Origin of the sequence: Desulfovibrio psychrotolerans (assembly GCF_013340305.1) — a bacterium.
Taxonomy (GTDB): Bacteria; Desulfobacterota; Desulfovibrionia; order Desulfovibrionales; family Desulfovibrionaceae; genus Halodesulfovibrio; species Halodesulfovibrio psychrotolerans.
The window spans coordinates 239,276-256,866 of the sequence record NZ_BLVP01000008.1; the positions used below are offsets into that span (position 1 = coordinate 239,276).

Genomic DNA, 17,591 nt, shown 5'->3' on the forward strand with positions numbered 1-17,591 from the left:
GAAAAACTGCTGCCGGGGGCACTAAACGCTTGCCAACCATAATGGCCCGTGGTAGTGGAGGCGGTTCACTTTTGGTGACACACAATATTGGAATGCAGCAATTATTTGGGTTGACTTCTCCTGCGGAAAGAAGGTAAGTCTCCCCTCTCTCTTTCTATGGAGGAATATATATGTACGCGATCGTCGAAACGGGCGGAAAGCAGTTCCGTGTTGAAGAAGGCGGCAAGATCTTTGTGGAACTGCTTGCAGCCGAAGCGGGCAGCGAAATCGTTCTTGATAAGGTTCTCATGGTTGGCGGCGACAAGTTTGCCGTGGGCGCTCCCTATGTTGCCTCCGCAAAGGTGACGGCGGAAGTGCTGGCACATGGCCGTGGCGAGAAGATTGTTGTCTTCAAGAAGCGCCGCCGTCAGGATTCCCGCCGCAAGCAGGGACACCGTCAGGGCTTTACCGCTCTGAAGATTAAGGGTATTCAGGCCTAATTGCATAGGCCCGTGTTCGGGTCTGGTTTCCGGGCCTTGTAATTTTTTTGTCAGGAGAGGCTAGTCATGGCACATAAAAAAGCTGGTGGTAGTTCCAGAAACGGACGCGACTCACAGGGACAGCGCCGCGGCATCAAGCGCTACGGCGGTCAGGTTGTGCTGGCCGGCAACATTCTTGTCCGTCAGGTGGGCACCAAGGTGCACCCCGGCGAGAACGTGGGCATGGGTCGGGACTTCACCCTGTTCGCCAAGGTTGACGGCGTGGTAAAGTACGAAAAGTACACCCGCAAGAAGAAGATCAAGACCCGCGTGAGCATTGTTCCCGCCGTGGCCGAATAAGGTCTTTTTCGTAATGACAGGACAGGGCGAAAGTCGCGTTGCGTCTTTCGCCCTTTTTTTCAGGCGGCCAGAGGCCGCCGCAGTGCTTTTTGCACGGCGGTTTCTCCCCAGGGGAAACGCCGGGAATTTTTGCAAGGAACGTAGGCAAGATCATGCGCTTTGTGGATGAAGCCACCATAACCGTGCGCGCCGGAAAGGGCGGCAACGGCTGTTTATCCTTCCGGAGGGAAAAGTTCATACCCCGCGGCGGCCCGGACGGCGGCGACGGGGGCGCGGGAGGCAATGTATTCCTGCGCGGTTCCTCCAAACTGCTTTCGCTTTATGACTTCAGGCTCAAGCGCAACTACGCCGCCGAGAACGGGCGCCCGGGACAGGGAAGCCAGATGTTCGGCCGCAAGGGCGAGGATCTGGTCATTGACCTGCCTGTGGGGACGCTGGTTTTTGAAATTGGTGAGGACGGGCACGAAACCCTTGTGGCTGACCTGTCCGAGCCTGACACCATGATCCTTATTGCGGGCGGCGGACGCGGCGGGCACGGCAACGAGTTTTTCAAGTCCTCCACCATGCGGGTGCCCCGCTTTGCGCAGCCCGGTGAAGAGGGTGAGTACAAGCGGCTGCGGCTGGAACTGAAAATCCTTGCGGATGCGGGGCTGCTCGGCCTGCCCAACGCAGGCAAGTCTACCTTCATATCCAAGGTTTCCGCCGCGCGGCCCAAGATAGCCAGCTACCCGTTTACCACTATTACTCCCAATCTGGGGGTTATGATTCACGAGGTGGACTCTGAACGGCGGCTTGTTATTGCGGACATTCCGGGGCTTATCGAAGGTGCGCACGAGGGGCTGGGGCTGGGCATACGGTTTCTCAAGCATGTGGAGCGTACCCGGTTTCTGGTGCATATCCTCAGTGCCGAAGACATTTCGCTGGAAAATCCCTGGGCCGGTTTTGACCTCATCAACGAGGAGCTTGTCCGGTTTGACCCTGTTCTCGGCGAACGCCTGCAGATGCTGGTGATCAACAAGATAGACCTTGTGGATGAGGCGTTTCTGGATGCCCTGCGTGAGCAGGCGCAGCAGGACGGCAAGACGGTTCGCTTTGTTTCCGCTCTGCACGGGCAGGGAATGGAGGAAGTGGTGGAGGAAATGTGGCGCATGCAGGAAGTGCTGGACCGCAATGCCCCCATCAACTCTGCCCGTGAATGGGTGGAGGAGGAAGAAGACGTGGATGAGGTGGAGGTTATCTGGACCCGTGAGTAACGGGGGCCTGCCATTGCTCAATCCGTTCCGTTTTGACCCTGCCTGCGGAAAGGGACTTTTCCGAAAACCAGATAACAGCCAGCCGTACGGGTGTGAACATGGACTGGAAGCAGGAACGTGAGCGCGTTCTGAATGGCGCGAAGCGGGTGGTTGTGAAAGTGGGAAGCGCCGTGCTGACCACAGGGCTTGGCGTGGACCTTGCCGTGGTGCGCAGCCTTGCCGGACAGTTGGCCCAGTTGCATGACCGGGGAACCGAGGTGGTGCTGGTGTCTTCCGGCGCTGTGGCGGCGGGGCGCAACGTGCTGCGCGCGTGCTGCGAGATCAAGGGCATGCCGGATAAGCAGGCTGCTTCCGCCGTGGGGCAGAGCCGCCTGATGCATTTTTACAACGAGGCGTTTGAGGAGCACGGCAAGCTCTCCGCCCAGATACTGCTTACCAAGGACGATCTGAAAAGCCGCCACCGGTTTTTGAACGCCCGCAATACATTTGCCTCCCTGCTGCAATGGCGGGCCATTCCCATCGTCAACGAAAACGACACCGTGGCGGTGCAGGAACTGGAGTTCGGCGACAACGACAGCCTTGCCTCCCTGCTGATCAATGTGGTGGAAGCGGACCTGTACGTCAATCTTACCTCTGCCTCCGGCGTATACGCCGACAACCCGGACACTACCGAGAACGCCCGCGTGCTGGACGTTATTGAAGACGTGCATGCCCTGAATCTGGACACCATGTGCGGGGGCAAGACCTCCGTGGGGACAGGCGGCATGTATTCCAAGCTTCTTGCGGCCCGCCGTGCCGCGCAACTGGGCGTGCCCACGCTCATCCTTTCCGGGCGCGAACCGGACGCCATTGTGCGGGCATTTTCCGGCGAGATGCTGGGTACGTGGGTCTGCGCCGAAGCCAAGGCTGTTTCGCGCCGGAAGTTCTGGATGGCCTACAATACCGATCCCGCCGGAGTGCTTGTGGTGGACGACGGTGCCGTGCGCGCGCTTTCCCAAGGGCACAAGAGCCTGTTGCCCGCTGGTGTGGTGCGCGTGGATGGCAACTTTCAGCGTGGCGCACTGGTGCGCGTGACAACCCTTGCGGGGGTGGTGGTGGGTGTGGGGCTGTGCAACTACACGGCGGCGGACCTGCGCAGGGTGCTGGGCATGAAGAGTGCGGAGCTGAAAGCCGTGCTTGGCGACAACCAGTACCCGGAAGCCATCCATAGAGATAATCTGCTCATGGATGCCGTGGTATAACGGAATTTTCGGCACCATATTCGGAAAAGAGGCAGACATGCACAACACGGAGCGTTGTACCGGAGAGGGTACGCATGGCGCACAGGCAGCTCATACGCCGCCCTGCGTGCTTACCATTGCCGGGTCGGACTCGGGAGGCGGTGCGGGCATTCAGGCAGACCTGAAGACCATGACGGTTCTCGGGGGGTACGGCATGAGCGTTATTACCGCGCTGACCGCCCAGAACGGGCTGGGGGTGACCGGGATACATGCGCCGGAAGCCGATTTTGTTGCCTTGCAGCTTGCGGCGGTGCTGGATGGTTTTCCCGTTGCCGCCGCCAAGACGGGTATGCTTTTTTCCGCTCCCATCATGGAGGCGGTGGCGGACGCGCTGCAAAAGAGAACCTTCCCTCTGGTGGTGGACCCTGTATCCGTGAGTCAGAGCGGCCATGCCCTGCTGCGCCCCGATGCGGTGGAGGCGCTTGTTTCGCGCATTCTGCCCCTTGCCGACCTGCTTACCCCAAACCGACCTGAAGCGGAGATGCTGGCTTCCATGTCCATCCGCAGCGAAGCCGATGTGCGGGAAGCCATAGCCCGTCTTCTGGATATGGGGGCTGCCGCCGTGCTGTTGAAGGGCGGGCACTTTGACGCAGGTGATACGCTGGTGGACTGGCTGGGATTGCCCGGACAGGAGCCTGTGCCCCTGCCCCAGCCAAGGGTGAACACGCCCAACAACCACGGCACGGGGTGTACCCTTTCCGCCGCGATTGCCACGTGGCTGGCACACGGTTGCAGTATGCAGGAGGCTGTGGTGCGCGCCCAGCAGTACCTGAACCTGTGCCTGCGTGCCAGTTATGCACCGGGCAAGGGTATTGGCCCGGTGAATCACGCTGCTCCCATTGCGGGCTGCTGGCAGACTTGAGACCAGATTGCAGCCATAATGCAGCCATATTGCAGCCGGGCTGTAGCCAGATTGCAGGCGGGTTACGGTCGGGAAAGGCGGCGTTGCCCTTTTTCAGGCCGCAGGAGTTTCCGCTGTGCCGGACAAATGCGCATAGCGGACGCGGCATTATTTTGCGCAACCGGCATCTTGGATTTGTGACCCGATTGGGGTACTGCTGAGGCGTGTCCTGAACAGCATTGCCCGAAGCCGGTGCCGCGTGATTCGCAGAACGGAGACCCGCATGACCCATAGCCTGCCCACCCACTTTGCCCCTGCCGAGCGAACCGCTCCGGAAACCCTGCTGCGGCAGGCCTCGCTGTTTCGTGACAATCCGCTGGTCACATTGCTGGATTCCGTGACGGATCTGGTACTCATCCTAAATTCCACCCGGCAGATCGTGTATGGCAACAGAAACCTGCTTGAACTGCTGGAGATGGCGGATGCGCGCGAAATAATCGGCCTGCGCCCCGGCGAGCTGTTCCGTTGCGAGCATTCCTGCACCGAGGCGGGCGGGTGCGGCACATCGGTCCATTGCCGGAGCTGCGGCGCGGTAAAGGTTATCATGTGCGCGCTGGATAACGAACGCGCCGTGGAGGAATGCCGCATTACCCAGCGCCGGGGCGACGTTATTCAGGCATATGACCTGAAGGTGGTGGGCAGCCCCATTGTTCTGGATGACCAGCGGTTCATTACCTTTGCCATCAACGACATAAGCCACGAGAAACGGCGCAGGGCGCTGGAGCGCATCTTCTTTCATGACATTCTGAACACGGCGGGCGGGCTGCGCAATCTGGCGCGCATGGTGCTGGATGAGGTGCCGGTGAACCTGAAAGACGAAACCCTGCTGCTGCACAAATTCTCCACCGAACTGGTGGAGGAGATTCTTGCGCAGCGGGTGTTGCTGGCTGCGGAATCCGAGGAGCTGTGCGTGGAGTGCCAGCTTGTGGACGCAGCCGAGTTGCTGCGCACCGTGCGCGACCTGTACGCATCGCACGAGGTTGCGGAACACCGCAGCATTGTGGTGGAGGCACCGGAGGGATTGGGGCTGGTAACGGACCCCACGCTGCTCAAGCGGGTGCTCTCCAATATGGTCAAGAATGCGCTGGAAGCGACGCCCCCTGAAGGAACCGTGCGCATGGTGTGCTGCGGGGTTGGGGACGGAGTGGAATTTCATGTGTTCAATCCCGGCGTGGTGTCTTTGGAGGCACGCGGCTCCATCTTCCAGCGGTCATTCTCTACCAAGGGCATGGGCAGGGGGCTTGGGACTTACAGCATGAAGCTTCTGACCACCAACTATCTGAAGGGGCAGGTTTCCTACTCCTCGTGCAATGAGCGGGGGACGTGTTTCAGCCTGATGCTGCCTGCCGTGCTCGGGGTTTCTGATCAGACGGATATCCCCACTGCGCCGGGAAAATCTGCCGCCTAGAGGGCAACCATCGGGGGGAACAGGTCATGGCATCGCTGCGCATTCTTATAGCCGAAGACGACAAGCTTAGCGCCACACTGCTCAAAGCCATGCTGGAGGCGGAGGGTCATTCCGTATGTGCCGTTTCCGGCAGCGGCGGTGATGCCGTGGAGGCAGCGCGGCGGCTTGCTCCTGATGCGGTGCTCATGGATATCTTTCTGCGGGACGAGATGTCCGGGGTGGAGGCGGCGCGGACCATTGTGCGGGACTTGGCCATACCTACCCTTTTTGTCACCGGTGCGTCTGACCGGGCACTGCTGGAGCAGGTGGTGGAGAGCGGTGCGCTGGGGCTGATGAAAAAGCCCGTGAGCGCGGACGAGCTGCGTGTGAACCTGCGCATTCTGCTGCATCATCAGAATCTGAGCCATCGTCTGCGTGTGCAGGCGGCGGAGTTTAAACGCCTGTTCATGCATGCTCCCGTGGGCATGTTTGTGCGCGATACCGTCGGCAGGCTGCTGGACTGCAATGAGGCGCTTGCCCGCCTGATGGGCTATGATGCCGCCGCCAGCCTGCTTGCCGCTATTCCCGTGGCGCAGGGGCTGTATCATCCCGACGGCGGGGAGCTGTGCTGCGCAGAGGCGCATGACACCGCGTGCGAGGGGCTGCCGGGGGTACCTGTCCGGTTGCGGCACCGTGAGGGACGGGCTGTGGCTGCCACGGAATATCGCCCGGTTCTGTCCGGTGTTCCGGCTGACGCGCAGGCATACCTTGCCGTGATCATTCCGCGCTGACGGTCTGGCCCATAATCCGTCCCCATAATCCGTCCTCACAATTCACTGGCAATCCGCTGGCAATTCGCCGCACATTCCTCCCGGCAAGTACCTCCGTCAATCCGTTCTGCCGATTTCTTCATCGCGCGCAGGATTCATGTCCTGTTCCGGGACCGCGCCGTGCGTCCGGCGACACCGCGCGCCTAGCGCACGAGCCGCGTTTCAAACTGCGGCGGCTCCATGACCTGCTTTTTGACAGGGCAGCCTTCTACCGTGCGCACAAGGGCGGTTTCATATTCCTGCGGAAAACCGGGCGGCAGGGTGATAACGGTGGTTATCTTCTGCGCCCGGTATTTTTTGGGGTCCGGGTCGAACTCGCATTCCACGGCAATGGACAGGCCCTCTGCAGAAATGCCCTTACGGTCGCAGAAACGCTTGGCGAATACGCCCGCGCAGGTGGCCAGCGAGGCAAAGAACAGCTCGAAAGGGGTGGGGGCGCTGTTTTCGCCGCCCTGTTCCGGCTTCTGGTCCGTGTGGACGCCGAAGCCGCGGATGGTGGCGGAGATACGCATGCCGCCGTCAAACGTGACATTCAGTACGCTATTATCCATGATCATTCCTTGGTCATTGCGTTTGTCGGGAGAGCGTGCTTTCCGCTAGCCTATGGTTTCCACGGCGGCGTAACGGGGTTCGTGCAGGGCGATGACGGTATCTGCCATGGATTTTACGCGGAGCATGACCTCGTAACTTTCCACCGGATTGATGCAGGTGCCGGGCGGAATGACTTCCATCTCCTTGGCGCGGATTTCCGCAGGGGGATTGAGATTTTCGTCAATGACGCAGAAGCCGGTTATGGCCACGGTGCCCTGTGCGGTGTCTATGAGGACGCTGAGTCCGCCTTCGGTATGCGCGGGAGTGTGCACCACGCGTATGCCGGGCACTATTTCCATCTCCGGCTCGCTGATGGCGCGTATCTGGCCGTTTTCCTCCACATCTTCAATGTAGTCTTCCAGATAGCGGAAATCCAGCGGATGCGGGTTGTGGATGCGTTCCAGTTCCTTTTCGTGCACGTAAATCACCGCGTTTTCGCACTTGTAGTCGTTTTCGCAGTGGTCGTTGTGCAGGTGGGTGTGGATGATGATGTCTATGTCCGCAGGCGCAAGACCGTATTTGGCAAGACCTTCCTCAAAGGTATAGATGGGGCCGCCTATGGCGTTTGCCCTGTCCTCTGACTTGATGGGTTGCATTTCGCCTGTATCAATGAGGATTTTCTTGTCGCCGCCTTCCACGTACCAGCAGTAGATGGGAATGGTGTAGCTTTTTCCGTAATCGTGCTGGTAGGTCATCATGCCCTTGTCGAAGACTTTGGTTCCCATGACGATGGGATGGATTTTGTAGTGCATGGCGTTCTCCGTATGGGGTTTCGGATGGTGCTTGCTGCGGCAGGTGGTTGAAGAGCCGGTGCCGCTGCTGACCGTTTTTGTCGTTTTTCCGGTGCTCTTGGCCGTTGGGAGACTATAAGCACTTTGCCGCAGACTGTCATGGTATCTCCTCCCGAACCGGGAGGAATTTTTTATGAGCGGGAAGCTTGGACGACGCGCCGGGAGAGGGGCGCAGAAAAGTGACGTTTTGAGCGTGGGGCGGGAGAAACCGTTTCGCGGGCGTATATCGGGATTCCGGCTAGTCGAAAGAGCGCCTGCGCGGCAGGAACGTGCTGCGCAGGAAATGCGGATGGAAGAAGTGGAGGGGGTTTGCCACTATCTTGTCCGGCAGGATGTGATACCAGCGGTAGCCCAGCGCGGCGAAATAGCGGTGTGCCTGTGCCCTGAAGCCGGTTTCTGTTGCCGCGAGCAGGGCGGCGTCCCGCTGGCAGCGGGAAGAGGATACGGGGCGCAGTATGCGCGGGCTGAATCCGTAGCGGCGCAGAGTGGCGCGCACCCGCTTGAATTCACGGAAGCGGGAAACCGCGTCTGCCTGACAGAGCAGCACGCCCCAAGCGAAGAGGGCGGAGAGCACCCAGAAGATGCCGCCGAGCAACGGATTGCCCGCACCGGTGAGCAGGCGTGCCTCCAGCCCGAAGAACAACGCAAGAAACGCCATACTGATGGTGGTCATATGGGGAAAAGGGGCTACCCGCACGTAGCGTGAGATCATTTGCATGAACGTGGTACGCATGTGTGTCTTCCGTGAGTATAGATGTACGGCAGGCAAAGGGGCGAGTCAACCGATTCCGGCGGGGCGGCTTTCGGCCGCATTGCTCCCATTGGCGCGGAAGGTGAGGCGTGGGAATGGCGCGGTGTTACCGGAAGATGATTCTGTCGCCGCCGGAGTTGCGTGCCTCTTGCAGCCGTTTTTCCGCCTTGGCGATGAGGGGGCTTGGCAGCATTTCGGAGGGTGCAAGCTCCGTGGAGTCTGCAATGCCTGCGGACAGCGTTACGGTGAGGGGGTGGCCGTCTACGTCGAACCGGGCGGCGTCCACATTGGCGCGCACGGTGTCGAGCAGCCCCTTGGCGGCGGTGCGGTCTGTGCCGGGCATGAGCACTGCGAACTCTTCTCCGCCGAAACGGGCGAGCACGTCCTGCGTGCGCACGGAAGCCTGAAGCACATCGGCAAACTGCTGGAGCGCCTGCGTGCCTGCAAGGTAGCCGTGGTCTTCGTTTATGGCGGAGAACTGGTCTATTTCCAGCACGGCGATGGCAATGGCGGGGCCGTCATCGCGCAGTTGCTCGAAGAGTTCGTCTGCCCGGTGGAAGAAATGGCGGCGGTTGGGGATGCCGCTCAAGGCATCTGTGAGCGAGAGTTCGCGCAGTTCCCGCTGGTAGGCGCGCAGTTGGGTGATGTCGGTCAGGGTTCCTGCCACGCGCAGGGCACTGCCTGTATCGTCTGACTGCACCTGTCCGGCACAGGCTATCCAGCGGTTGTCATGCGCGTGTGACGGGAGCTCCATGGATATGGATTCCGCGCCGTCGTGCAGTTTTTCCTTAAGCGCTGCGAACAGGGCCGCTGCTGTTTTGTTGGGGGTGCTTTCCAGCGCCTCCGGCGTCATCTGCGCAGGTGACGAGGAGATGCCCAGCAGCAGGGAGGCGCGGGCATCGAAATAGAGTTCGCCCTGTTCTATGTTCCATTCCCAGTATCCGGCCTGCGAGGCGGAAAGCGCCATGGAGAACCTGTTTTCCGCTGCCGCGAGCCGTTCGCGCATGGAGTCGCGGTGCCTGCGTTCCTGCCGCAGACGGCGTGAAAAGAGCAGGCCCATGGCGCAGACCAGCAGCGCGGCAGGAACGCCCCATACGGCGGTCTGCACCGGCCAGCTGTGCCATGCGATGCCCCTGTTTTCCGGCGAATGGATGAAACCGCTCAGGGAATAGCCGGGCTTGGCGAGTCCCAGTTGCACAAAGGTGTCTGCCATGTGCCGGAACCGGCCGGGGTTCATGTGCCCCACCTCTATCACCGTGGGCATGATGAGTTTCTTCATTTCCTGATACTCAAACCACAGGTGCTCGCGGGTGCGGGGGACGAGCGAGGGAGGATATTTGGCGATGATGGTGCGGACCATTTCGTCCGGGTGGCCCAGGGCGTATACCCAGCCCCTGAGCGAGGCACGCACGAAACGCTCCACAAGGTCGGGGTGTTTTTTGACCACGGCTTCGGAGGTGAACAGGCCATCGCCGTAAAAGTCTATGCCGTACCAGACGGGGCGGATGAGTCGGTAAGGAACGTCCGCTTTTTTAAGAAAATACGGCTGGTTGGAAAGATAGCTGGACAGGGCGTGCACCTTTTTGTGCAGGATGCCGTCCATGGTGAAGGTGGATGGCACGATTTCCACCTTGTCCAGCGTGAGTCCTTCGTACATGAGCAGGGCGTACATTTCTGCATCGCTCTCCAGATCGCCCATTTCCAGCTTGCGTCCCGCCAGATCCTGCGGGGTGAAGATGCCCGAATCCGCGCGCACGAGCATGGTGGATGCCGAGTGCTGGAAGATGGTGGCAAGGGCCACTACGGGCTGACCACGCAGGCGGGCGAGCAGCATTTCCGAGCCGCCCACGCAGAATTCCGCGTTGCCCTGCAGTATCTGGTTCAGGGGAACGATGCCGGGGCCGCCCTCCAGAATGGTGACATCCAGCCCTTCCTCTGCATAGTAGCCGTTTTCTTTGGCAGCGTAGTATCCGGCAAATTCGAACTGGTTCTGCCAGTGCAGTTGCAGGGTGACTTTGCGGGGAGCCGCATGGGCGGCGGTTGCGGCGAGCAGGAAAATGCAGAGCAGCATGGCAAGGCTGCATGTACACCACACGGCGGGACGACAGGGGAGAGCGGAACAGAGGAGGTGTGCCGGGGGCTGCATGTGTGAACGCATGGCTGGGTCTGCCTTGTTGCTGATCGCTGTAGGACGGGCAACCGGATTGTTCTGGCCGCCCGGGTCATCTGTATTGGTGAGGAAGACCGAAATGTCTGAAATCTAAAGGTGCCGTCATACTGCTGTGCCGACAGCGGCTTGACGCCGGGAACGGCATTGGCACCAGCATCGGCGCCCGTAGAGGCTCCGGCAGTGGTACCGGTAGAATGATACCGAATGTATGATGCTGCTGAAAAAGTGTCAACGCGATTAGGATTATATGTGGCCAGCCTGACGTCATTTTTCTGTCCGGTGCGGCTATTCGCGGGTTGGGCCTGGCATCGGGCGTGAGATCGGATCGGACGCCGGACTTGACGCGCACTGAATGCATGGTATTGCACAAGAGAAAAAGAGGTGGTTCATGCAGGTTTCCATGCGGCAGGAATATCTGAGGATGCGCTTGCAGGCGGGTATGGCCGACCAGCGGCTGGTGTGCGTGGACCCGGAAGCGATAACCCTGCATGAAAACGCGCTTTCTCTGCTCAAGCAGGCGGCGGAGCAGGTGGCTGCGGAAGCCCGTGTGACGCCGGAGGTTATTCACGACAGGCTGTTTGAGTTTGTTTTCCGGCTGGAACCTTCCGGGAGCCTGCTGCTGGTGCTGGCTGTTCCTGAGCGGGATGTGGAGATGAATGTGGAGCTGCCTTCCGGGCTGTGGAAGGAAGTATCGCCTCCCCGCAGCAGAGAGCGGGAAGGGGCGTGATGCTGCGGCACTGGACGGGCGGCGGCTTGTGGAGTACATGCCGGGCACGGGAGGAATGATGACCAAAGACACAGACAGGCGCGAGACGGAGTTTTCCACAGGAGTGGGGGCTGACGATGAACTGGGACTGAGCCGTTCTGAAATGAAACGGCGCAGCACCGCGCGCCAGAAGATAGGCGAGGAGCTTGCGCACATGCCCATGACCGCTGTGCGTTCGTTCGGGCTTTCTGATGAGATTGTCCGCGCTTTTGAGGACTATCATAAAGCGAACCGGAACGAGGCGCGCCGGAGGCAGATGCAGTTCATAGGCAAGCTGCTGCGTGAAGCGGATACGGCGGAGATTGAGGCCCGGCTGAATGAACACCGGGATGCGCGGTCACTGGCAACGGCGGACTTTCATCATCTGGAGCGCATGCGCGATGCCCTGATGGGGGAAGAACCCGGCGCGCTGGACGAGGTGCTTGCCGCCTACCCTGCCGCCGATATGCAGCACCTGCGGCAGCTTGTGCGCAACGGGCGCAAGGAAATTGCCGCCGGAAAGCCCCCCCGTTCCGCGCGCACCCTGTTCCGCTATTTACGGGAACTGGAGGAGGCGTAAGGGCTGCTCGCCTTTGCCCGACAGAATGACTGAAACGCCCCCGGCGGCCCGTATGTTCGGGCTGCCGGGGGCTTGTTGTTTTTCGGGCGTCTTTCTATGGCACCGCTTCCGGGCTGGTCCGGGTGGAGAGCCGCGGGCGGTGCATTCTTCTGCGGTCATGCAGGCAGACCGCAGTGCGCCATGGTATCCTACCGCATGGTCAGGATGCGGCGTGCGCTTTCGTCATACATATCGGTGATGAAGGGAACCTTGGTTTCCGCTTCCGTCTCGCGGTTGGCAGAGGCGATGTCGTCGCGGGAAATCTGATCCAGCGAGAACTTGCGCACGCCTGCCAGCAACTGCTGCAGTGCGGCGGAGAGCTTGTCCACCATGCACCACATGGCAACGGCACCCAGCGGCAGGTTTGCCATTTCGGCTGCGCCCACCTTCTTCTTCACGTCCTGGTAGCCCACGAAGATTTCTTCCGGGGTGGAGCCGTACTTGGAAACGGCGGCGGGCAGCGAGCTCCAGTTGCCGTTGACCTTGGCGCGGCGGTCGGGGAAGAGGGCTCCTTCAATGTTGGAGCCGAGGAAGCCGGGAATCATCATCGCTCTGCCCATGCACACCAGCTTGGTGAAGGGAGCGCCGATGGCGAGTGCCTTGAAGATGTCCGGCCCCTTGGCGAAGCCGCCCGCGAAGGAGAGGTCCACCACCTTTTTGCCCTGCGAGGCGAGCAGAGCGGCATATTCGTAAGCCTTTGCGTGCAGCAGGATGGAGGGAACGCCCCATGTTTCCATCATGTTCCACGGGCTCATGCCCGTGCCGCCGCCGGAACCGTCGATGGTGAGCAGGTCCAGTTCCGCATCGGTGGCGAAGCGCAGCGCCATGGCGAGGGCTTCCATGCCGTAGGAACCGGTCTTCAGCGAAATGCGCTTGAAGCCCAGCGAACGCAGGTAGGCAACGGAGTTCATGAACTCGGCGCGTACCTTTTCCACGGAATCAAGGTTGGTGTAGCCGAGGCGGCTGTGGCGGGCAAAGCTCTTGATGGCACCCTTTGCAAAGCTTTCCTGCACTTCGGCCAGTTCCGGGTCGGGGTCCACAAGGTAGCCGCGCTTTTTGAGGAACAGGGCGTAGTCAAGGCTGGTCACCTCGATTTCGCCGCCGATGTTCTTGGCACCCTGACCCCACTTGAGTTCGATGATGACCTTGTCGCCGTACTTCTGGGCCACGTATTCGGCAACGCCGTTGCGGGTGTCTTCCACGTTCAGCTGCACGATGATGGCACCGTAGCCGTCGTAGTAGCGCAGGTAGGTGTCTATGCGGCGTTCCAGTTCGGGGGCCTTGGTGATCTTGCCGTTGGCGAGTTCCGCCTCGCGGTCCACGCCCACCACGTTTTCGCCGATGACTATGGGAGCGCCCACAAGGGCACAGCCGGCGGCAAAGGAGTCCCAGTACTTGGCGGCGATGAAGGTGGAACCCAGCGCGCCGGTCATGAAGGGAACCTTGACCTTGGTCTTTTCTTTGGCACCGAAAGAGGTTTCAAGGCTTACGTCGGTGAAGAGCACATCGCCGTTGCTGGCTTTGCCGTTGTCCACCTTGCCGGTGGCACCGAAGCTGTTGCCCTGAATGCGCAGGGAATTGTAGCTCACGCCCACGTGGGTGGTGTTGCCGCTGCCTGCGGTGACCACGCCGAAATCGCGGGGGTAGAGCACTTCGCGGCCGCGCATGCTGGAAAGCCACGTTTCACACTTTCCCTGACAGTCTGCCCGGCACAGGGTGCACAGGCCGGATTCGATAGCGTTGCCACGGTTGGCGGTGCCCAGAACATCGTTGGATTTGGACCACTGAAACATTATGCCTCCGAAAGTGAGTGTATGGTAGGTGTATGTCGTGTCTGCGTATATATGAGCGGGGTTCACAATTATGTGATTGCGCAGGTATGTCAACTACAATTTTGTCGTTTGAAGGGGGAGGTGCAGGAGGGGTAATCCGCATACAAATACAAAATTGTGCATTGCCCGCAAAAGCGATAGGAGGACTCCGTCCTTTCGTGGCAGAGACTGCCATAAGCGGAAAGGGTAGCGTACCGGAGGGGGACTAGGCGGGGCGTTCTTCCGGGGTTCTGGCGACCACGGCCACATGGACGCTGCCCGCTCCTGCCTGAAGCAGTACCTGTGTTGCTGCCGCGATGGTGGAACCTGTGGTCATGATGTCGTCTACCAGCAGGATGTGCATGCCTGCCAGCCGCTCCGGGTGCGGGGCGGCAAAGGCGTTGCGCAGGTTGCGTTGCCGCTCCTGCCGGGAAAGCCCTATCTGGTGGGGGGTGGCGACGGGGCGCAGCAGCAGGTTCGGTTGCAGGGGAATGTTCAGGGCTTTGACCATGAGGCGCGCAAGCTCCAGCGTCTGATTGTAGCCGCGCTCCGCGAGGCGCGCCGGATGCAGGGGGACGGGAATGATGACCTGCGGCGGGCAGTGGGCAGGCGTTGGCTGCACGGCGGCTGACGCTTCCGTGCCGTTTGCGCAGCAGCCGTTATTGGTGCTGTGCCTGCCGTGCCCTTCATGTTTGGCATGTCCGGCATGTCCGGCATATCCGGCATATCCGGTATGTTCGGCGTGTATACGGCCATGTGCGCTGCCAAAGCGGGCAGCCACGCGTCCGGCAAGCAGGGAGCCGAACACCGGCCCAAGTTCCAGCGCACCGTGGAATTTGAAGCGCAGGATGCTGTGCCGCAGAGTGCCTTCGTACGCACCGCAAAAGGTGAGGGTGTGCCATGGCGGCGGGGCGGCAAGGCAGGCGGAACACGGGGTGACGGGCAGGGATTCCTGCGCGAAAAGAAGGCCGCAACGGGAGCAGTACCCGCCGGAGCGGGGGCGGAGAGCATGGGCGCAGTCGGGGCAGAGCGGGGGCAGGGTGGCATTAGCCGGAAGGCTGCCTTTTCCGCATGGCGTTGTGTCTTCCGAATAGCCAGCCGTGCCGCCTTCCATGCTGTCAGTCATGTTGCCAGTCATGCCGTCAGTCATGCTGCTTTCCATACCGTCAGCCATGTTGTCATATGGCTCGTATGCGGGGCACGCCTTGCCGCAGACCGTGCAGCGTGTGCCGCACAGGAGGGCCATGCGGCGCAGCAGGTGGCGCAGCGGGTGGCGCGACAGGGAGCGTAGCAGGGCGGGTAACGGGCGGCGCAGAGGCGCAGGCACGGAACTATCCCTGCGCTGCCGCAGCAGTGTCCGCCGCCGGTGCGGAAAGCAGGGAGAGGCACGCTTCCCTGCCCATGGCGTGCAGGCTGTTTCTGGCGTCCTCGTTTTCGCGCAGCTCCTGCGGGCCGTCCATGCCGTAGAAGAGCAACGGCTCCTGCAGGACGAAGTTGAACGGCCTGAGGAAGCACTTCAGCGTGAGGATGCTGCCCTCGAACAGTTTTTCGCCGCGCGGGCGTGCTCCGGCCATGGCGAGATAGGCCTTGCGCTCCGGCAGGTCCAGCATGGCCCGGTCACCGGACTGGTGCCGCATCCAGAAGCACTGGCAGCGGTCGATGAAGGTTTTGAAGTGCGAAGGCACATGGTAGAAATAGACGGGCGAGGCAAAGAACAGCACGGGAGACTGCAACAGCATGCGGAACAACTCGCCGCTCTGGTCTTCCTTTTCTAGAAAGCAGGCCTTGGAAGGGTCGTGCTCGCACCGCTGGCAGGAAACGCAGTGGTGTACATCGTAATGACGCAGGAGCACCAGCCGGGTTCTGCATCCCGCCGCCTCTGCGCCATCGAGAAAGAGGCGGCAGGCGTGGTCGCTGTTGCCGCCCGCGCGGGGGCTGCACGACACGGCCACAACCTGCGGAGGGCCGCTCTGTTCAGGTGAGGTCTTTTTCGTTTCCATTATCTCTGTCCTTGCCGGGCGGCGGAGAAGCTGCGGGAAGGCGTCTTGTGCATTGCGCCCGCAATCCGCCTTCCGGCCCGTCGTGCATTGAGAGGGCCATGTCCCACCGCGGTTCTATGTGCAGCGCATGTTCCACCTGCGGGGCCGCGTCCTGCGCCACGAGAAAGGCTATGCTCGCTCCTTTGTGAAAGCGGAGATACCAACTTATCTCCAGGCTCACGCCTCAGCATTTGTTCCGCAGGTCAATGACGGTCTGGTCAGCCTGTACTGCTTCTGCCGGTGTCATGTTTGCGCCTCCTGCCGTCAGCGGATGAATTCCGTGAAGAACGGGTTGTTCAGGCGCTCATCGCCCACAGAGGTTTCCGGGCCGTGCCCGGAGAAGACCACGGTTTCTTCCGGCAGGGTGAAAATTTTGCGCGTAACGGATTTGGTCAGGTCCGGCATACTGCCGCCGGGAAAATCCGTGCGCCCTATGGAGCGGTAGAAAAGCAGGTCGCCCACGAAGACGGCCGGGACGCCCAAGCCGTCCGGGAAGAAAAAGGACAGGCTGCCCGGCGTGTGCCCGGGGGTGTGCAGCACCGAACAGGGAAGCCCCATGAAGGTGTATTCGCCTTCATCAATGGTTTCGTAGGCGAAGGGGGTAACTTTGGGGAAGCCCCACATGCCGCCGGAACCGAGTTCGGAGTCGAGCATGTAGGCATCCTTGGCGCAGGCAAGAATGGGCGCGCCCGTGGCGGCGTGCAGTGCCTGATTGCCGTAGATATGGTCAAAATGCAGGTGCGTGTTCAGGATGTGGGTGAGGGTGAGGTTGTTCGCCTTCAGAAAAGCCACCACCTCTGCGGGGTCGCCGCCGGGGTCCACGGCAACGGCGAGGGTGCCGCTCCACGCGACGTGGCAGTTGGTGTCCAGCGGACCGAGAGGAAAGCTGCGTATCTGCATGATCATTTCTCCAGCATGTAGGCTTCAAGCGGGTTGCGGTCGGCAACGCCCGGCTGGGCGGGATGCCCTGTGGCAAGAAAGGTGATGAATTCGTAGTCGCTTTCGGAGAGGTTCAGGGCGGCGAGCACCTGCGGGGCATTGTTCATCATCTGTCCCAGCCATACCGTGCCCAGCCCCAGTGCGTGGGCCGCCAGCATCATGTTCTGCAGGCAGGCGCCCGCGGCCTGATGGTCCTTGAACGGGTGATAGGTGGCTGTGCGGTCCAGAAACAGGCCGATAAGGACCGGGGCGGCAAGGACGATGTGGCTGTATTTGGTGAGCGTGGACAGCGTGTGTACGCGTGCGTCCCCCTTGCGTATGACCAGAAAGCGGAAGGGCTGGTTGTTCAGTCCGCTGGGTGCCCAGCGACCTGCCTCCAGAATGGCGGTAACAGCCTCCTCGGAAACGGGGTCTTCCGTAAACTTGCGGATGCTGCGGCGCTCCTGAATGGCGCGAAGAACGGCCTTGGCATCAGGATATTCCGGGGAAGGGCCAAATGAATTGCCGGGGGGATGGACGGACATGCATGCTCCTGTGTGCGGTCGTCGCGTTGCGCCGTGCGTGGCACGGGCCGTGCGGCAACGCGGTATAGGTTGTGCTACCGCATAGAGACGGAGGATGCAATACAGACGGGGAGGATGCAAGGCATAGAGGGGAGACGCTAGG

Annotated in this window: 18 protein-coding genes; 9 read left to right on the plus strand and 9 right to left on the minus strand. The window is 60.9% G+C overall.

Translation table 11 applies throughout. The annotated features are described in order from the left end of the window. Positions 1-170: 170 nt before the first annotated feature. The 7 genes from rplU to HUV26_RS08895 all read left to right on the plus strand — a co-directional run bounded on the left by rplU (position 171) and on the right by HUV26_RS08895 (position 6,430). Entirely contained in the window at positions 171-479 is a 309-nt protein-coding gene (gene rplU, locus HUV26_RS08865; protein ID WP_174409757.1) for a 50S ribosomal protein L21, read from the plus strand. Positions 480-545: 66 nt separating this feature from the next. Continuing rightward, positions 546-818 carry a 50S ribosomal protein L27 gene (gene rpmA, locus HUV26_RS08870; protein ID WP_174409758.1) on the plus strand — a complete coding sequence of 91 codons (273 nt, stop codon included), beginning with the start codon at positions 546-548 and terminating at the stop codon, positions 816-818. Positions 819-970: 152 nt separating this feature from the next. After that, positions 971-2,071: a GTPase ObgE gene (gene obgE, locus HUV26_RS08875; protein ID WP_174409759.1), complete on the plus strand. Its 1,101-nt coding sequence runs from the start codon at positions 971-973 to the stop codon at positions 2,069-2,071. A 98-nt stretch (positions 2,072-2,169) separates the two neighbouring features. After that, on the plus strand, positions 2,170-3,312 hold the full coding sequence (gene proB, locus HUV26_RS08880; protein ID WP_174409760.1) for a glutamate 5-kinase: 1,143 nt from the start codon (positions 2,170-2,172) through the stop codon (positions 3,310-3,312). A 37-nt stretch (positions 3,313-3,349) separates the two neighbouring features. Continuing rightward, complete coding sequence (gene thiD / locus HUV26_RS08885) at positions 3,350-4,213, plus strand: bifunctional hydroxymethylpyrimidine kinase/phosphomethylpyrimidine kinase (RefSeq protein ID WP_174409761.1); 864 nt, start codon at positions 3,350-3,352, stop codon at positions 4,211-4,213. Positions 4,214-4,475: 262 nt separating this feature from the next. Then, entirely contained in the window at positions 4,476-5,660 is a 1,185-nt protein-coding gene (locus HUV26_RS08890; RefSeq protein ID WP_174409762.1) for an ATP-binding protein, read from the plus strand. Positions 5,661-5,686: 26 nt separating this feature from the next. Continuing rightward, a complete protein-coding gene (locus HUV26_RS08895; RefSeq protein ID WP_174409763.1) occupies positions 5,687-6,430 on the plus strand; it encodes a response regulator in 744 nt (247 codons plus the stop codon). Positions 6,431-6,612: 182 nt separating this feature from the next. On the opposite strand, the gene HUV26_RS08900 is transcribed toward HUV26_RS08895, so the two are convergent. The 4 genes from HUV26_RS08900 to HUV26_RS08915 all read right to left on the minus strand — a co-directional run bounded on the left by HUV26_RS08900 (position 6,613) and on the right by HUV26_RS08915 (position 10,673). After that, positions 6,613-7,020 carry an OsmC family protein gene (locus tag HUV26_RS08900; RefSeq protein WP_174409764.1) on the minus strand — a complete coding sequence of 136 codons (408 nt, stop codon included), beginning with the start codon at positions 7,018-7,020 and terminating at the stop codon, positions 6,613-6,615. 45 nt (positions 7,021-7,065) lie between these two features. Next, complete coding sequence (locus tag HUV26_RS08905) at positions 7,066-7,812, minus strand: N-acyl homoserine lactonase family protein (protein ID WP_174409765.1); 747 nt, start codon at positions 7,810-7,812, stop codon at positions 7,066-7,068. Between the two features lie 277 nt (positions 7,813-8,089). Beyond that, positions 8,090-8,584: a hypothetical protein gene (locus HUV26_RS08910; protein ID WP_174409766.1), complete on the minus strand. Its 495-nt coding sequence runs from the start codon at positions 8,582-8,584 to the stop codon at positions 8,090-8,092. A 124-nt stretch (positions 8,585-8,708) separates the two neighbouring features. Further along, complete coding sequence (locus HUV26_RS08915; RefSeq protein WP_174409767.1) at positions 8,709-10,673, minus strand: ABC transporter substrate-binding protein; 1,965 nt, start codon at positions 10,671-10,673, stop codon at positions 8,709-8,711. Positions 10,674-11,160: 487 nt separating this feature from the next. Between HUV26_RS08915 and HUV26_RS08920 the strand changes: the two genes are divergently transcribed. Next, positions 11,161-11,499 (plus strand): hypothetical protein, encoded by a 339-nt coding sequence (locus tag HUV26_RS08920; RefSeq protein ID WP_174409768.1) that lies wholly within the window; start codon positions 11,161-11,163, stop codon positions 11,497-11,499. Positions 11,500-11,557: 58 nt separating this feature from the next. Continuing rightward, positions 11,558-12,097: a ribosome biogenesis factor YjgA gene (gene yjgA / locus HUV26_RS08925; RefSeq protein WP_174409769.1), complete on the plus strand. Its 540-nt coding sequence runs from the start codon at positions 11,558-11,560 to the stop codon at positions 12,095-12,097. 188 nt (positions 12,098-12,285) lie between these two features. Here yjgA and HUV26_RS08930 read toward each other — a convergent pair whose 3' ends face one another. From HUV26_RS08930 to HUV26_RS08950, 5 genes are all read right to left on the minus strand, one after another. Beyond that, positions 12,286-13,929, minus strand: coding sequence for a glutamate synthase-related protein (locus tag HUV26_RS08930; protein ID WP_174409770.1), 1,644 nt, complete (start codon positions 13,927-13,929; stop codon positions 12,286-12,288). 244 nt (positions 13,930-14,173) lie between these two features. Continuing rightward, entirely contained in the window at positions 14,174-15,274 is a 1,101-nt protein-coding gene (locus HUV26_RS08935) for a ComF family protein (RefSeq protein ID WP_243451327.1), read from the minus strand. A 4-nt stretch (positions 15,275-15,278) separates the two neighbouring features. Beyond that, positions 15,279-15,947, minus strand: a complete 669-nt coding sequence (locus HUV26_RS08940; protein ID WP_174409771.1) for a flavodoxin family protein — start codon at positions 15,945-15,947, stop codon at positions 15,279-15,281. 303 nt (positions 15,948-16,250) lie between these two features. After that, positions 16,251-16,886, minus strand: coding sequence for an MBL fold metallo-hydrolase (locus HUV26_RS08945; protein ID WP_174409772.1), 636 nt, complete (start codon positions 16,884-16,886; stop codon positions 16,251-16,253). 2 nt (positions 16,887-16,888) lie between these two features. Continuing rightward, positions 16,889-17,449, minus strand: coding sequence for a nitroreductase family protein (locus HUV26_RS08950; RefSeq protein WP_174409773.1), 561 nt, complete (start codon positions 17,447-17,449; stop codon positions 16,889-16,891). Positions 17,450-17,591: the final 142 nt, after the last annotated feature.

What these genes read in the sequence shown, in the direction of transcription:
- rplU (WP_174409757.1), top strand. Translation starts at nt 171, where the DNA reads ATGTACGCGATCGTCGAAACGGGCGGAAAGCAGTTCCGTGTTGAAGAA.
- rpmA (WP_174409758.1), top strand. Translation starts at nt 546, where the DNA reads ATGGCACATAAAAAAGCTGGTGGTAGTTCCAGAAACGGACGCGACTCA.
- obgE (WP_174409759.1), top strand. Translation starts at nt 971, where the DNA reads ATGCGCTTTGTGGATGAAGCCACCATAACCGTGCGCGCCGGAAAGGGC.
- proB (WP_174409760.1), top strand. Translation starts at nt 2,170, where the DNA reads ATGGACTGGAAGCAGGAACGTGAGCGCGTTCTGAATGGCGCGAAGCGG.
- thiD (WP_174409761.1), top strand. Translation starts at nt 3,350, where the DNA reads ATGCACAACACGGAGCGTTGTACCGGAGAGGGTACGCATGGCGCACAG.
- HUV26_RS08890 (WP_174409762.1), top strand. Translation starts at nt 4,476, where the DNA reads ATGACCCATAGCCTGCCCACCCACTTTGCCCCTGCCGAGCGAACCGCT.
- HUV26_RS08895 (WP_174409763.1), top strand. Translation starts at nt 5,687, where the DNA reads ATGGCATCGCTGCGCATTCTTATAGCCGAAGACGACAAGCTTAGCGCC.
- HUV26_RS08900 (WP_174409764.1), bottom strand. Translation starts at nt 7,020, where the DNA reads ATGGATAATAGCGTACTGAATGTCACGTTTGACGGCGGCATGCGTATC.
- HUV26_RS08905 (WP_174409765.1), bottom strand. Translation starts at nt 7,812, where the DNA reads ATGCACTACAAAATCCATCCCATCGTCATGGGAACCAAAGTCTTCGAC.
- HUV26_RS08910 (WP_174409766.1), bottom strand. Translation starts at nt 8,584, where the DNA reads ATGCGTACCACGTTCATGCAAATGATCTCACGCTACGTGCGGGTAGCC.
- HUV26_RS08915 (WP_174409767.1), bottom strand. Translation starts at nt 10,673, where the DNA reads ATGCTGCTCTGCATTTTCCTGCTCGCCGCAACCGCCGCCCATGCGGCT.
- HUV26_RS08920 (WP_174409768.1), top strand. Translation starts at nt 11,161, where the DNA reads ATGCAGGTTTCCATGCGGCAGGAATATCTGAGGATGCGCTTGCAGGCG.
- yjgA (WP_174409769.1), top strand. Translation starts at nt 11,558, where the DNA reads ATGACCAAAGACACAGACAGGCGCGAGACGGAGTTTTCCACAGGAGTG.
- HUV26_RS08930 (WP_174409770.1), bottom strand. Translation starts at nt 13,929, where the DNA reads ATGTTTCAGTGGTCCAAATCCAACGATGTTCTGGGCACCGCCAACCGT.
- HUV26_RS08940 (WP_174409771.1), bottom strand. Translation starts at nt 15,947, where the DNA reads ATGGAAACGAAAAAGACCTCACCTGAACAGAGCGGCCCTCCGCAGGTT.
- HUV26_RS08945 (WP_174409772.1), bottom strand. Translation starts at nt 16,886, where the DNA reads ATGCAGATACGCAGCTTTCCTCTCGGTCCGCTGGACACCAACTGCCAC.
- HUV26_RS08950 (WP_174409773.1), bottom strand. Translation starts at nt 17,449, where the DNA reads ATGTCCGTCCATCCCCCCGGCAATTCATTTGGCCCTTCCCCGGAATAT.